Here is a 13,716-nt window from a genome sequence, read left to right as displayed (position 1 = left end):
CCAGCCAGCATGGTGAATCAGAAACAAGCTGATTTGGGAATCCCAAATCGATTCAACCTAACCCCATCCCGCTTTAGATGATGCCGCCTTGCCGAAGCGCCGCAATCGCAGCCGCGTCGTAGCCGAGTTCGGCCAAGACGAAATCGGTATGTTCGCCGAGCGTCGGCGGTCGCGCCGCGATTTCACCCGGCGTTTCCGACAGCCGGACGGCTGCTCGTGCGACCGGTGCGCGTTTCGGCAAGCCCGGATAATCGACGTCCTGCATGAAGCCGGCAGCACGGATGTGCGGATGATCCAGCGCCTGTTGCGGGCTCAGGACGGGCCCGGCCGGAATCATCGCACCGCCAAGCGTGTCGACAGCCTCCTGCGTGGTGCGCTCGGCGCACCAGCGTGCCATCCGTTCGCTGATGATGGGGCCATTGTTGCCGCGGCCGTTGTCGTCGGCAAAGCGCGGATCGTTCAGCCACTTCGCCTCCTCGCCCATCAGCTTCGCCCAGCGTTTGAACAGCGGATGACCCGTGACCTGGCACAGCACCCAGCCGTCTTTGGTGCGGTAGATGTCGGCTGGAGCAGCGGTCTGGCCGAGATTGCCGGTCGGAACGCGATTGACTGATATCACCGCCTGCTCGATCAGCGTGGCATTGGTGAAGGACAGCGCGGTGGCGAGCAACGCCCCCTCGACGATCTGCCCGCGCCCGGATTTGCCGCGCTCGATCAGCGCGGCGAGCGTCCCGAACGCGCAATGCAGCGCAGTTCCGAAATCGACCCAGTTCACCGCGGCCCGGTAAGGCGGATCGCCAGCGCCCGTCATGTACACCGAGCCCGACATGACCTGCCCGACACCGTCGAAACCGACGCGGTCGGACCAGGGGCCCGGCCCGCCGAACGCGGTTGCCGTCGTCAGGATGATGTCGGGCCTGATCGCCTTCAACGAGTCGTAATCGAGCTTCATCGCGCGCAGGGTCTGCGGAGGCAGGTTGGCGACGACGACGTCCGCGGTCGCAACCAGGCGGCGCATTATCTCGTGCCCCTCCGGCTTCATCGGATCGAGCGTGATGCACTTCTTGTTGCGGTTGATCTGCAGAAACAGCGCGCCTTCACCGCCTTCGCCGACCGGTGCCACGAAGCGATCCTCGCTGCCGTCGCGCTTTTCCACGCGAATGACCTCGGCGCCGAATTCGGCCAGCAATGTCGCGCAATACGGTCCCGCGATATAGCGTCCGAAGTCGAGGACGCGCACGCCCTCCAGAACTCCCCCCATCGATGCCTTCCCTTATCTATGTTTTTGCCAGATTACAGGGACTGGCTGCCACGGCAAGGTGGCAACGAGCATGCTACTTTGCCCGCAGATGTGATCGGCTGACAGTTTCGGCTGACGGAAATTCTGCTCTAGTATGGCCAGTCCGTCATCGTTTCCAGAGCCGCATCCATGCCCCAACAATTCGACCGATCCGCCGAAGATCTCGGCAACGCGATCCATCTCGAGCACGTCAACGTCCAGGTCCCCGATCAGCGCCTCGCGACCTTGTTTTACGTCACGGGGCTCGGGCTCACCCGCGACCCCTATCTGATGGTGTCCGACACCAACATGTGGATCAATGCCGGTCAAAGCCAGTTTCACTTGCCGAGCGGCCGGCCGCAGGTGCTGCGCGGTCACGTCGGACTGGTCATTGCGGGCCGCGAGGCGCTGCTGGCGCGATTGGCATCGGTCGCCAGCAAGCTCGAGGGCACGGCGTTCGCGTTCGCAGAGCACAACGACTACGTCGAGGCGACCTGTCCGTGGGGCAATCGCCTACGCTGCCATGAACCGGACGCGGCGCGCTTTGGGCGCATCGCGCTCGGCATCCCCTACGTCGAATTCGAGGTGCCGCTCGGAACCGCGCCGGCGATTTGCGCCTTCTATCCCGAGATCATGGGCATGCCCGCCAGCTTGCGGAACGGTGACGGCCAGGTTGCCGCGGTGAAGACGGGCCGCGGCCAGCATCTCCTGTTCCGCGAGACCGATCGCCCCCAGGCCGACTATGACGGCCATCATGTGCAAATGTACATCACCGATTTCTCCGGCCCTTACCGAAGGCTGTCGGCGCGCAAGCTGATCTCCCGCGAGGACAATCAATACCAGTACCGGTTTTGCGACATCGTCGATCTCGACAGTGGCAAGCATCTCTTCACGGTCGAGCACGAGGTGCGCAGCGCGACCCATCCAATGTTCATGCGGCCGATGGTCAATCGCAACCCGGCGATCACCAACCGCAACTACGCGTTCGGCCACGATCAATCATCCTGGGCGATGGGGCCGGATCAATACGACGGATAGGAGCAACAGGGATTGCGCTTGGCAAAGGCCGGCTCGTGCTCCGCTCCTTCGATTGCATCATCAGAAGGATGATGTCCAAGCGCGGAGGCCACCCGTAAATTTCCCAAGTGTTGGCCACTTGGCTCACTGGTTAACTGGTGCCTGTCGAGCGCAGCGCCATGAAAACACCGAAGCCAAAGCAATGGACCGAGCAGGAAGTCCGGCGATTGCTCAGGCTCGCGCGGCAGGGAATTGGCGCATCGAAGATCGCCGACGAACTGGGCCGCCACGCCGGATCGGTGAGGCGAATGGCGCGGACGGTGGGAATATTGTTGAGGAAGTAGCCGTCACGCGCGATGGGACTGCAGACGTCGCTGACGAGATTCGCTGCCGATTCGTCGAAACTCGACGACGTGGCGCCATCTCTGGCGGAATCTCTCGACAAAACAGCCGAACACGATTGCCACACTTGCGAGCTAATCAAGCAAGATTCCCGTTTGGGCCTTCCTCAAGAACAATGAGGCGCTATACTGACCCAATTGCAAATATCTTTTTTTCTGTACGGGGACGACGATGTTGGACGACGAATTTAACAAGCAGCGCGCGACGATATTGCGTGATCTCGCAGAGCAGGCTGATCCCTTTATCAAAAGGCGTCTTTTGAAGCTGGTGGAGCGCTACGAACCCAAGCGACGGGCCGCGCCCATTGACCAACAATTTCAAGCGAGGCTTCAGCGGGACATCGAACATCGCGACATCACTTCTGACTGATTCTTGAGTCGATCTCTTTTGAAGTGGGTCAAAAAAGAACTGGCGTTCGCGAGCGAGAGGGTAGAAACTCGTCCTCGACGAGCATCACGTCACCCGTAAATTCGAAAGTCGCGAATTCGCCATCCGCACGCCGGAGCAGCGTCATGCGATACGTTTTTGGGCAGACAGTCTCTCTTCAAGACGAGCTCTCGAAAGTCGCGCAGGAGAGTCGTGAGCACGCGAAAACGATGCCGGCCGGCAAGGAGAAAGAGGAGCTTCAGAGAAAGGCCAGCCAAGCCGACACGGCAGCCCACATAGACGAGTGGATCAATTCTCCCGGGCTCCGACGCCCAACCTAGTCCGATCAGATCGTATCATGTCTGCTCGCAGCGGGCGTCTGCAGGCCTCGCTATCGCCGGGCCCTTTCGTGCGAACGCAACGAACGTCACTCGGCCCTCTGCGACCGCCGCGCCAGGTAGGCGGATTGCCTTGACCGTCAACCGATGATCGCGACAGCCCGTGTCCAACCTGCGGATGCGCGTTCGACCTTGACCGGAAAGCAGCATACCGTGAAGCCGTAGTCAGGCAGGGCTTCAAGGTTGTGCAGCTTCTCGAGATGGCAATAGCCGATCTCACGCCCGGCCTTGTGCCCTTCCCAGAACAGCGCGCTGTTGCCGGTTTCGGCAATCCTCTGCCGTGTGAAACCGAACGGGGCGTCCCAGCTCCATGCGTCGGTTCCAGTGATACGGACCCCACGTTCGAGCAGGTAAAGCGTGGATTCTCGTCCCATGCCGCAGCCGCGACCGACATAGTCGTCATGTCCATAGCGTGTGCCCGCCGCGGTGTTGACGAGGACGATGTCCAGCGGTTGAAGCGTATGCCCGATGCGCGCGAGTTCGGCCTCGACATCCGCAGCCGTACAGACGTGGCCGTCGGGCTTGTCCCGAAAGTCCAGTTTCACACCCGGCCTAAAGCACCAGTCGAGCGGGATCTGATCGATCGTGGCCGCGGGCTGTCCGCGGTTCATGGTCGAATGATAGTGCCAGGGCGCATCGAGATGGGTCCCGTTATGGGTGCTCATCTGCACTCGCTCGAACGCCCATGCTTCGCCATCCGGCAATTGATCGGGCGTCAGCCCCATCATGGCCTCGACCTCGTGCAGCGCGTCCTTGTGACCGAAATACTGGATGTGCGGTTCGAGGCCCGGCGGATCGGACTTGATCCCGACCTGGAGCGGCACGGAGATATCGACAAAGCGCATCGTCATGGTGAGCTTCTCTCTCTAGAGGATCCGCATGAACTTACGTTTTCAGATCATCTCGAGCGGCGTTGACTGGACCGCCGTCTGATCGACAAATCCGAACGGCCCCTCGCGACCATCGGCAAAGCGGGCCTGCATGGTCACGCGATCGCCGAATTTCAGGAACGATGTTCGTGGCGCACCGTGATCGATCGTTTCGATGGCTCTCACCTCGGCAAGACAACTCGACCCGGCGGCGCGGTCCGCGTTGGAGACCGTCCCCGATCCGATGATCGTGCCCGCCGTCAGACGACGGGTCTTTGCCGCATGGGCGATCAATTGCGGGAAGGAGAATGTCATTTCGCGGCCGGAGGCGGAGCCAACCCGTGTTCCGTTGAGCGAGACGTGAAGAGCCATGTCGAGCCGGCCATCGCGCCAGGCGTCGCCAAATTCGTCCGGTGTCACGGCGAGCGGCGCGAAGGCGGTCGATGGTTTCGACTGCAAGAATCCAAATCCGGTTCGCACCTCGCGCGCAGCGAGCGCGCGCAGGCTCCAATCGTTGATCTGAACAAGCAGGCGGATACGCTCGCCGGCCTGAGTTGCCGGCGTCGCCATCGCGACCTCGTCGACGATGACGCCGAACTCACCCTCGAAATCGATACCATCGGCTTCCGACACGAAGGGAACGTCTGCGTGCGGTCCGAGAAAATCATCGCTGGCCCCCTGATACATGACGGGGATGGTCTCGAAATCGGGAATCGGCGCCTTCTTGAGCGCAACGTCCATCAGCCAGCCGTGATTGAGGAAGGCCGAACCGTCGCACCATTGCGGCGCGCGCGGGAGCGGTGCGAGGCAGCGGGCGGGATCGAAAACGAGCTCACCCTCGACCTTTCCACTCTCGAGCTGGTCCGCAAGGCTGCGCAGAGGTGTCTCGACCTGCGACCAGACGCGCAGCGCGGCGAGAAGGCTCGGCGCGACACCGCTCGCCTCGACCGCCCGCGTCCCGTCCTTCGACACGACGACCAGACGACCGTCGATGCTCCCATCGTCGTAGGTTGCAAACCTCATGGGCCCTTCCTCTCCAAATTGACTTCCGGGCCGAACCTTCCGTCCACAAGTACGAACAACATGCGGCCCCGGCTTGCCGCTCCGATTGGCCCATGCGTGATTTGTACCGCGCTGGGATCAGGCGATTTCAAGCGAACCTGGCACGGGCCGAGCCGCCGAAGCAAACACCTTCGAGAACAACAGGACCGCGACGGTCGAGATGACGACCGCACACAGGCCAAGTGCCGGATAGCCGAAGAGCTGGACGAGCGTACCGCCAAGAATTGGGCCAACGGCTGCGCCGATCATCAACATTGCCGGCGTTCCCGCAAGCGCGCGAGCCGTGGGATCGAGACGGGACAGCAGCCCGAACGCGAAGGTGTGGGTGAATATCATGACCGCAGCGAACAGCACGGTGGGAGCTGCATAGGCGACGAATCCCGCACCGAACGTGACCGCAACCGCAATCACGGCCTGGCAAACCGGCCCGGCAAGCAGCACGGTCTTCGCCGGCAACCGTCTCTCCAGCAATGCAGCGAGCGGAGCGGGAAGCAGGTTGACGAAGCCGAGGGCGATCAGGACGCCTGTAACCGCTTGGGTCCCAAAACCACGATCGATACCGATGCGCTCGATGAAGCTGAACATCATCGCCTGCGTCAGTGCCATACAGCTGATGCCGGCGATGCCGAACCAGACAGCTCGCCCGAGATGGCTCACAGCGGCAACAATGTCGTCCGCACGCTGGGCACCTCCGGTCGGAAACGAGATCGCGGCGAAGAGCGCAGCGATGGCCATGATCGCCGCGAAGGCAACAAACAGCGCAAACCCGCCAAGGCTAGCGACGAGATTGGGCGTGACGCCGAGGAACACGATCGCGAAGACGCCGAGCGCCATGCCTACGATCGCGAACAATCGATGCGGATTGGCGCTGCGGGCGATTGTGCCGTGGGTGAAGCTCAGTCCGCAGGCGGCCGCGGCGCCGGCCACGGCGTGCAGACCAGCGAGCGGCGCAAAGTCGGACATCCTGCTGGCGACCAGGAAGGCCGCGCTCGCGATCCCGAAGCCGACAACTGCCGCAACGCGCGCATTGAGCCGGTTGAACCGCGGCGCGAAGAATGCGCTGCTGAGCACGGCTCCCAGGAGGAACAAGGTGGCAAGTCCGCCAGCCTGTTGAGGAGTGAACTTGTAACGTTCGATGAGGGTCCCGACCCAGACCGGCAACGCGACGAGATCCACCATGCCGGCGCAATGCGCCACCATCAGGGGAATTCGACCCGACCATGTTTCCGTTGTTGATTTCATCTGCTCCTCCCGTTGATCGTTGGTATCGTTCTTTTCAGATCGGCTGTGTCAGGGCCGCCACCGACTCACGCATGATCCCGGCGTGCTCGGCCTTGTCGCCATTTTCCATCTCGATGCGACACAACCGTTCGGAATTCTCGATCACCATCCGGCAGCGATCCCAACGGCGACCATGGAAGCCGTCGAACGCCTCCTGGAGCGTCGAGGCCCGCATCAGCTCTTCCGCGAGAACGATGCCGCTCTCGATGCCGATGCCCGCGCCGGATGCCAGATGCGGCGTCGTTGCGGCAACCGTATCGCCGATCAGGATCACGCGGCCGCGATTCCACGGCGCTGGCACGAGCAGATTCGAGAGCGGACGATAATCGATCGCGGCGTCTGGCGCGAAAAGGTCGGAACGACACGCCACCAGAACGGGGTCGGCGAAGGGCGCGATGAGATCGGCAACCAGCTGCGGCCGGCTCGCCGCATCGACTTGAAGCTTGTCCGGCCGCGCCTCGGTGATGAACATGTACATGTGGGTTTGCGAGACCGGATTGACGCCGACCTTCACAGGCCCTCCCAGCCACATCCGCGGGCGCACGATGTCCGAGGGGCGCGGCAGGACAGCACGCCAGACGCCCTGCCCCACATATTGCGGCGGCTTCACGTCCGGGAATAGCAATTCACGGGTCCTCGAATGAACGCCGTCAGCAACGACGACGAGATCATATGTCCCTGTCGTCCCGTCGGTGAAAGCAACGGTGACATGGTCGCCAGCCTGTTCGAGCCGTTTATAGGTGCATCCGACGCGAACGGAGACACCGCTGGCGCGTGTTGCATCGGCCAGGATGCGACCGAGCTCAGGGCGCATGATTCCACCGCCGCCGGGAACGTCGGAGCCCGCGACCTTTGGCGTTGGAATCTCCCCGACCTTGTGGCCGGTTGGCGTGAAGAGATCGACCCCGTCGGCGGTAAATCCCCGCTTGGCGAACTCGTCATACACGCCGATCGTCTCGAGCGCACGCAGCGTCGGGCCGCTGACGGAGATGCCGGCCCCCTCCGGTCGCCAGTTCGCATCGAGTTCGACGAGATCGACGCTGATGCCGGCCTTGCGCATCTGGATCGACGCGGCCATGCCGGAAAACCCGCCGCCGATAGTTAGAACCCTGTTGACCACCGCCATGCTGCTCTTTCCCCCCGAGCGCGCGCCTCTTTGAGGCGCCATCTCATATCTTCACGAACAGTCCGCCATCTGCGTCGGTGACGAACCCTACCGGTATCAGCCGCTTGCCGAGACACGGCCCCTGAACGCAGAGACCGGTATCGGGCATGAATTGAGCCCCGTGCGCGTGGCACACGATGCGCGTGCCATCGGCATTCAAATACGCGTCCCTGCGCCAGGCCATTGGTGCGCCATCGACATGCGGACAGGCATTGCGCCACGCATGCAGGGCTCCACGACAACGAACGACGAATATCGTGTCCTGGTCCTCATCTCCGAGATCGAAGCCGCGTGATTGCCCTTCACCGATCTCCTCCGACCGGCACAGCCGAATCCAACCTTCCAAATCCGTTTCAGGCGTAGTCGCCATTCTCGTGAATTCCAGGACCTGGAGACCACTTCTTCCGCATCTTCAGCAGGAAGGTTTGTGAATTGTCCGCCGATGCCGCCGTCTCGCGCGGCGTCCAGCTCGCATCGTGCTGGTCCATGTCCGCATCCATCTCGATGTGACAGGCAAACGGGCTGTTGAAATACCAGAACCAGTTCGAGCCCAGCATATGACGGCCTGGTCCCCAGAAAGCCTGATAGCCCTTTTCGACGAACCGATAGCCGTTGGCGATCATCTCGGTCGGACCACCAAAATGAAAGGTGAAGTGCTCCAGCCCGTGCATGTGCGGCGGAGCGGCCATCAGAAAGTGCGTGTGATGATCGAGACTTCCGCCCGGCTGCAGGAACGGACCGGTGCCGGTGAAGCGGTCGGTGCAGCGGAAGCCGAGGCGATTGACGTAGAACGCCTCGGCCTTCAGGACGTCGGGAACGAAATACACCACGTGGGAGAGCGACCGCGGGCGGATGACCGAGCCAGGCGATGGCACACCAAGACTGTTGATCGGACGGAACATGATCCCGCCGGGAGCATTCGAAATTTCGCCCGCCAGCGTGAAGGTCCGACGGACCGAGACCTGGAAGCCAATAACGAAATTCGCGTCGTCGATCGATTCGATCGAGCCGTCGTCGAACTGGCGAACCTCGCGATCGCGGCGCAACTCGGCCGCGATCGCCTGCAATGTCGCAGTGTCGGCCACGCCCATCACGGTCTTCCGCAAGCGGCACCCCGGTGTAGGTGGCGCGGGCAGCCGCGGATTGCCCTCGTGCGCAATCACCACCGACGTGCCGTCGATGGCCTCGAAACGTCCGCCGTTCTCCGAAACGTTCACCGGCGTCAGGCCGTAATCGGTGAGAAACCGCGCAGCGCCCGCGACGTCATCGACGCCGAAGACGACGCTGTCCAATCCGACGATTTTCATTGTTCTTCTCCAGTCCTATCCGCGATCACGCAACGCGCCCGCCGAGGGTCTCCGCGACCCAATCGGCGATGTAGTGGCCAGCGTTGATGCTGTTGTCGAAGCTCGAGTGCTGAGAACCGCCCTCGCGCTCGGTGAAGATCCTCAACTCGCGCTTGCGGCTGTTGACGAGCTGGTCGTAGGTGCGATGCGCCCACTGCAATGGAATCTGGGAATCGTTGGCGCCATGCGTGACGAGGAAAGGCACCTCGATGCGGTTCAGGATGCCGTCAAGATGGACATTCTCTGCGATCTTCAGGAACTCATCCTGATCCCTGGCGCCCCAGACCCAGCGGACGTGGGCCCAGTAGTGCGGCACCGGAAAGCTGCCTTCCTTCTGCAGCCGCTTCTTCTGCACGTCGCGCCAGTCGTGGTTGGCACCCCAGGCAACGCCGCAGGCAAAACGCGGCTCGAACGCCACTGCGCGCGGGCAGAAGTAGCCGCCGAGCGACACGCCTTCGAGGCCGATTCGCTTGGCATCGACATCGCTTCGCGTCTCCAGCCAATCGAACACGCGGCTTGCCCAGTGCTCGCTGTCGTAGCGCGCCGTCATTCCGTGCAATCGAAGAGCTTCGCCCGAACCCGGCTGGTCAATGACGAGCGACGATACGCCGCGTTTGGCAAGCCAGCCCGGCAATCCGACGCGGTACTTCATCTCCTTCGTCGAATCGAGACCGTTGACCTGCACGAGCAATGGCGCAGGTCCGGCCGATCCTTCGGCCCGCACCAGGAGGCCGGTGATATGCGCGTTCTCATAGGGAATTTCCACGCGCTCGCAATTTTCCTGAGCGAGTGTCACGCCGCGGGCGAACACATCGAGAAAGCGCTGGTAGAGTTCAAGGCGCCCGGGCGCGCCATGCGCCTGCAGCCGCTCGCAGGTGATCAGATAGATGGCGGCGCGATTGTACTTCTCGCCCGCGGAGAAAAACCGCCCTTGCGCCTCGTCCTCGGCAGCAAGCGTACACAGCTTATCCGCCATTGCTGACCACGTCTCGCGGAACGCCTGCACGCCTGCGGCGTCGGGCTGCGACGACGCCTCTTGCAGCGGCGCGCACATCTCCTCGATCTCGCCGATCCGTGCTCCCATCTCAATCGCGAGATCGACGGAGAGATTCCAGACGTAGTTCTTCGGAAAGTATTTGAACATTCGAAATCCCAGGTCGATCTCGAGCATGCTTCGGCCGCCGCTGTCTGCGTTGGTCAGCCGGTGAGCGCTCCCTCTGGCCTGTGTCTAATACCTCTCTTACCGTTTCAAAAATCGATTGTTTACATCTTTGGTATTGATAAAAATGATGGATCGGGAGGAAGGATAATGCGCTTCAACAACAGGCTCGACCTCAATCTTCTGATTGCACTGGACCATCTGCTGCATCTGCGAAGCGTCAGCGGCGCCGCAGCGCGAATGAATGTCACCCAATCCGCAATGAGCAGCGCCCTACAGCGCCTGCGGGATTATTTTGGAGACGAGTTGCTCGCAAAGATCGGACGGAAGATGGAGCTAACGCCGAGGGCCGAGGCGCTCAAGGACTCGGTACGCGACCTACTCGTCCGGATCGAATGGACGGTTGCCGCGACCTCGCAATTCGATCCGGCCCAATCTAACCGCCGGTTCACAATATTGGCTTCCGACTACACGCTGGCGACGCTTGCGCCGGCGCTGCTCGCTTCCTGCGAGCGTACGGCGCCCGACGTGAAGTTCAACTTCCTCAATCAGGTAGCTGCGCCGGACCGACTGCTCGAGCAAGGCGCGGTCGACCTCCTTATCATCCCGCGCGAATTCTGCTCGGAGAACCATCCATTCGAGAAGGTGCTACAGGACGATTTCTGTGCCGTCGCGTGGACCAAAGGGCGCTACGCGAAAGGCAAGCTCACGATGAAAGATTTCTCAAGCGCACCACACGTCGTGATGCAACCTTCCGAGGGCATGCAGTCGCTCGAAACAGTCTTTCTCACCAGGCTCGGCATTGAACGGCGCATTGACGTCATCACCTACAGCTTCAGCTCGATGGCGGGACTTGTTGCCGGAACCAATCGCATCGCGACTATTCATCGCCGTCTCGCCAAGGAGGCGCTTCGCAGATTGCCGATCAAGATTCTCGAACTGCCGTTCCAGTTGCCCCAGATGAATCAATCCGTGCAATGGCACAGATACAGGTCAAACGATGCCGGCCTAGCCTGGCTCCTAAAGACGATCAAGCTGGCTGCAAAGACACTCGATTAAAGAAGAGGCCGGCAGAGCCTTGTCGTCAAGGATGCCGGCCGCGAGCTCGCCAGTTCAATGCCTGACGGGAGAGCCTGGGGGACCAGATCCTGGGGGCGGAGCCGGTACCCAGATCGGAAAGGCGATGTTCGCCCAAACGGACTCCGACTTGGTCCCATTCTCAACAAGGAAGGTGTGCTGGTAGTTGACGTTCACCTGGAATTTGCCGGCGTCATAGGTCAGCGACGGGCCCGCTGCAAAAGTCCGCAGCCGGTTGCCGTCCTGCACGCCGGCCGCATTAAACGCCTTCACGCCGTTTACTGTGTCGTCGGTGAACTGCTGGGTATAGGCGCCCACGACGCTGGCCTTCCATGGACCGAAATTGTATCCGACGTTGAAGTCAACATTGAATGCATCGCCACTCCGATAGTTTTGCAGAGTACGGGTGAACACGTTGGGCGACGCGGTGTTGGCATCGTTGAACATCAAGCGGGGCGAAATGCCGATCTCGACCCCCTTCGGATCAAAATAGCGATACGCCAGTGTCGGCATGATCGTGTTGTAGTTGGTGCCGACATTCAACCCGGCCCAGGGCGAATAGGTGCCGGTGTTCGTCGCGATGTCCAACCCGAGTGTGAGACTCTGGTATTGGCTGAGATGCCACTGCATGATCACAGGAGATATCGTCAGCCCGGCGAAACCGTCCGCAGAAAACTTGCCGCCCGGATTTGAGCTCTGCACGTGCACGAACGGCAGCACGAACTGCGTGTAGACGTGAGCGCCCAGGAATTCGGTCGGGTAGCTTACGAGAATGCGGGCCGTTTCGGAGATCGAGGAAACGGCGAACGGAATCGGAAGCTTGTTGCCGTGACCATCATAGAGTCCGTCACCACTCGAATAGTTGGTTTGGCTGAGCATGAAGATTCCGGGAATGGGCGGAAACGTCCCGATGAAAACGCCGGGCGCTCCCGGCGGATAGTTCAGCACACCATTCTCGGCAGCGACCGCGGCCCCGCCAGATGCGCACACAAGCAGCAGCGACGCTGCAGAAATCTTCTGTAGCCTGTTCATGTTTCCCCCAAGCAATCGGCGCATTGCAACGCTTCGCAAGCGTAACGCGCCGACTGACGTCCCCATCATTGGACCGACCTGCCGACGATTCCGTCGGGATCGACTGGCGTATTATTGGTCGGGGCAAACCATCGGTAAAATTGATCCTTATGATCCCAGGTATTCGCAAAATCTATAAATGGGGAGAGGTCGTCGCACTGAGACGCCCACTCGCGTCTGCGGCGCCGCCGTGCACTCGCCTCCCGCGACCGGACAGGCGGGAAGTATCGGCGGTCAGCGCCGATGAATATTGGCATGAGAATTCGCAGCCGAAGAGCGGGTCAACTGCAGCGTATATTCCGAGTTCTTGCGCCGCGACTTGCCGCGATCATCCGCCGGATAGGGTTGGCCCCGGTGCGGCGGCGGCGGTTTCGCGAAGCCGGCGCCGCCGCATCGGGCTCTAGCTGCCGAACCCGGCCGGTATGAACGCCGGCAACTTCTCTTCGATGAACCGCTTCACCTCGGGTGAATTGAACACCTGGATGAAGGCTCTCAGGCGCGGATCATCCTTCTTGTCCGGCCGTGCCGTGAAGCGCAGCACGAGCCCGTCGTCGACGGTGCGGTCGATAATCAGTGCTGATTTGGGATCGCCGCCGGCGGGTATGAGGTAGGTGATGTTGACGAGCGCCAGCGTCACGTCGTCGAGCGATCGATAGGTCTGCGCCGGGTCCAACTCGACGATCTTGAGATTCTTCGGATTGTCGATGATGTCGAACTTGCTGACCGAAAAGCCCTTGCCCGGCGTCAGCTTGATCAGCCCCGCCCGCTCCAACAGGATCAATCCGCGAGCGCCGTTGAGGGGCTCGTTGGGAATGGCGACGCTATCACCGGACTTGATCTCATCGAGCTTCTTGATCTTCTTCGAGAACAACCCGACCGGCGCGATCACGCCGACCTTGTCGACCTGCACCAGACTGAAGCCGCGCTGCTTGTTCTGGAGCGCGAGATAGGTCGCATGCTGAAACAGATTGGCATCGACGTCGCCGCTGTTGACGACCTCGTTCAGCGCCACCCAGTCCGAAAGCTCGACGATCTTGACGTCCTGCCCCTTCTCCTTGGCGAGCTTGGCGGCAAAGGACGCCAATTGCGCGACCGGGCCAGCGCTGGTTGCGATCTTCAAGGGCTCGTCGGCGAAGGTGGCTCCCGTGAGGCCGAGCCAGAGGCCCACGGTCTGCGCGATACGAAAGAAGATCTTCATTGTCTCAAGTCCCGTTCCAATTCAAC

The 13,716-nt window shown here is 61.5% G+C and carries 14 protein-coding genes; 3 read left to right on the top strand and 11 right to left on the bottom strand.

Features of this window, described 5'->3' with window-relative positions; all coding sequences use genetic code 11:
• Nucleotides 1-73 precede the first annotated feature (73 nt).
• Nucleotides 74-1,261 carry a CaiB/BaiF CoA transferase family protein gene (locus tag SO140_RS13485; RefSeq protein WP_498541402.1) on the bottom strand — a complete coding sequence of 396 codons (1,188 nt, stop codon included), beginning with the start codon at nucleotides 1,259-1,261 and terminating at the stop codon, nucleotides 74-76.
• 168 nt (nucleotides 1,262-1,429) lie between these two features.
• Between SO140_RS13485 and SO140_RS13480 the strand changes: the two genes are divergently transcribed.
• On the top strand, nucleotides 1,430-2,317 hold the full coding sequence (locus SO140_RS13480; RefSeq protein ID WP_449380210.1) for a VOC family protein: 888 nt from the start codon (nucleotides 1,430-1,432) through the stop codon (nucleotides 2,315-2,317).
• A gap of 130 nt (nucleotides 2,318-2,447) precedes the next feature.
• Here the strand turns inward: SO140_RS13480 and SO140_RS13475 are convergent, their stop codons facing one another.
• Nucleotides 2,448-2,780, bottom strand: a complete 333-nt coding sequence (locus SO140_RS13475) for a hypothetical protein (protein WP_498542715.1) — start codon at nucleotides 2,778-2,780, stop codon at nucleotides 2,448-2,450.
• 89 nt (nucleotides 2,781-2,869) lie between these two features.
• Between SO140_RS13475 and SO140_RS13470 the strand changes: the two genes are divergently transcribed.
• Nucleotides 2,870-3,067, top strand: coding sequence for a hypothetical protein (locus SO140_RS13470; protein WP_449380208.1), 198 nt, complete (start codon nucleotides 2,870-2,872; stop codon nucleotides 3,065-3,067).
• A 475-nt stretch (nucleotides 3,068-3,542) separates the two neighbouring features.
• Here the strand turns inward: SO140_RS13470 and SO140_RS13465 are convergent, their stop codons facing one another.
• The 7 genes from SO140_RS13465 to SO140_RS13435 form a co-directional block, all read right to left on the bottom strand.
• Entirely contained in the window at nucleotides 3,543-4,313 is a 771-nt protein-coding gene (locus SO140_RS13465; RefSeq protein WP_449380207.1) for a cyclase family protein, read from the bottom strand.
• A 42-nt stretch (nucleotides 4,314-4,355) separates the two neighbouring features.
• Nucleotides 4,356-5,354 (bottom strand): fumarylacetoacetate hydrolase family protein, encoded by a 999-nt coding sequence (locus SO140_RS13460; protein WP_449380206.1) that lies wholly within the window; start codon nucleotides 5,352-5,354, stop codon nucleotides 4,356-4,358.
• A 117-nt stretch (nucleotides 5,355-5,471) separates the two neighbouring features.
• Nucleotides 5,472-6,635, bottom strand: a complete 1,164-nt coding sequence (locus SO140_RS13455; RefSeq protein WP_449380205.1) for an MFS transporter — start codon at nucleotides 6,633-6,635, stop codon at nucleotides 5,472-5,474.
• Between the two features lie 34 nt (nucleotides 6,636-6,669).
• Nucleotides 6,670-7,800, bottom strand: coding sequence for an FAD-dependent oxidoreductase (locus SO140_RS13450; protein ID WP_449380204.1), 1,131 nt, complete (start codon nucleotides 7,798-7,800; stop codon nucleotides 6,670-6,672).
• A 43-nt stretch (nucleotides 7,801-7,843) separates the two neighbouring features.
• Nucleotides 7,844-8,209, bottom strand: a complete 366-nt coding sequence (locus SO140_RS13445; RefSeq protein ID WP_449380203.1) for a Rieske (2Fe-2S) protein — start codon at nucleotides 8,207-8,209, stop codon at nucleotides 7,844-7,846.
• On the bottom strand, nucleotides 8,193-9,146 hold the full coding sequence (locus tag SO140_RS13440; RefSeq protein ID WP_449380202.1) for a VOC family protein: 954 nt from the start codon (nucleotides 9,144-9,146) through the stop codon (nucleotides 8,193-8,195). The genes SO140_RS13445 and SO140_RS13440 overlap by 17 nt, the downstream gene beginning before the upstream one ends.
• Before the next feature lie 25 nt (nucleotides 9,147-9,171).
• A complete protein-coding gene (locus SO140_RS13435; protein WP_449380259.1) occupies nucleotides 9,172-10,329 on the bottom strand; it encodes an alpha/beta hydrolase family protein in 1,158 nt (385 codons plus the stop codon).
• A gap of 60 nt (nucleotides 10,330-10,389) precedes the next feature.
• Between SO140_RS13435 and SO140_RS13430 the strand changes: the two genes are divergently transcribed.
• Nucleotides 10,390-11,403 carry a LysR family transcriptional regulator gene (locus SO140_RS13430; RefSeq protein ID WP_498541399.1) on the top strand — a complete coding sequence of 338 codons (1,014 nt, stop codon included), beginning with the start codon at nucleotides 10,390-10,392 and terminating at the stop codon, nucleotides 11,401-11,403.
• 54 nt (nucleotides 11,404-11,457) lie between these two features.
• Here the strand turns inward: SO140_RS13430 and SO140_RS13425 are convergent, their stop codons facing one another.
• Nucleotides 11,458-12,453: a SphA family protein gene (locus SO140_RS13425; RefSeq protein WP_449380200.1), complete on the bottom strand. Its 996-nt coding sequence runs from the start codon at nucleotides 12,451-12,453 to the stop codon at nucleotides 11,458-11,460.
• Nucleotides 12,454-12,892: 439 nt separating this feature from the next.
• Entirely contained in the window at nucleotides 12,893-13,690 is a 798-nt protein-coding gene (locus tag SO140_RS13420) for a MetQ/NlpA family ABC transporter substrate-binding protein (RefSeq protein ID WP_449380199.1), read from the bottom strand.
• Nucleotides 13,691-13,716 lie beyond the last annotated feature (26 nt).

It is taken from the genome of Bradyrhizobium sp. UFLA05-108 (genome assembly GCF_059803455.1).
This window is presented reverse-complemented; position numbering and strand designations above follow the sequence as displayed.

Coding starts and splice junctions, on each gene's coding strand:
- SO140_RS13420 (WP_449380199.1), bottom strand. CDS start 13,690: ATGAAGATCTTCTTTCGTATCGCGCAGACCGTGGGCCTCTGGCTCGGC.
- SO140_RS13460 (WP_449380206.1), bottom strand. CDS start 5,354: ATGAGGTTTGCAACCTACGACGATGGGAGCATCGACGGTCGTCTGGTC.
- SO140_RS13470 (WP_449380208.1), top strand. CDS start 2,870: ATGTTGGACGACGAATTTAACAAGCAGCGCGCGACGATATTGCGTGAT.
- SO140_RS13455 (WP_449380205.1), bottom strand. CDS start 6,635: ATGAAATCAACAACGGAAACATGGTCGGGTCGAATTCCCCTGATGGTG.
- SO140_RS13435 (WP_449380259.1), bottom strand. CDS start 10,329: ATGTTCAAATACTTTCCGAAGAACTACGTCTGGAATCTCTCCGTCGAT.
- SO140_RS13485 (WP_498541402.1), bottom strand. CDS start 1,261: ATGGGGGGAGTTCTGGAGGGCGTGCGCGTCCTCGACTTCGGACGCTAT.
- SO140_RS13440 (WP_449380202.1), bottom strand. CDS start 9,146: ATGAAAATCGTCGGATTGGACAGCGTCGTCTTCGGCGTCGATGACGTC.
- SO140_RS13445 (WP_449380203.1), bottom strand. CDS start 8,209: ATGGCGACTACGCCTGAAACGGATTTGGAAGGTTGGATTCGGCTGTGC.
- SO140_RS13480 (WP_449380210.1), top strand. CDS start 1,430: ATGCCCCAACAATTCGACCGATCCGCCGAAGATCTCGGCAACGCGATC.
- SO140_RS13465 (WP_449380207.1), bottom strand. CDS start 4,313: ATGACGATGCGCTTTGTCGATATCTCCGTGCCGCTCCAGGTCGGGATC.
- SO140_RS13425 (WP_449380200.1), bottom strand. CDS start 12,453: ATGAACAGGCTACAGAAGATTTCTGCAGCGTCGCTGCTGCTTGTGTGC.
- SO140_RS13450 (WP_449380204.1), bottom strand. CDS start 7,800: ATGGCGGTGGTCAACAGGGTTCTAACTATCGGCGGCGGGTTTTCCGGC.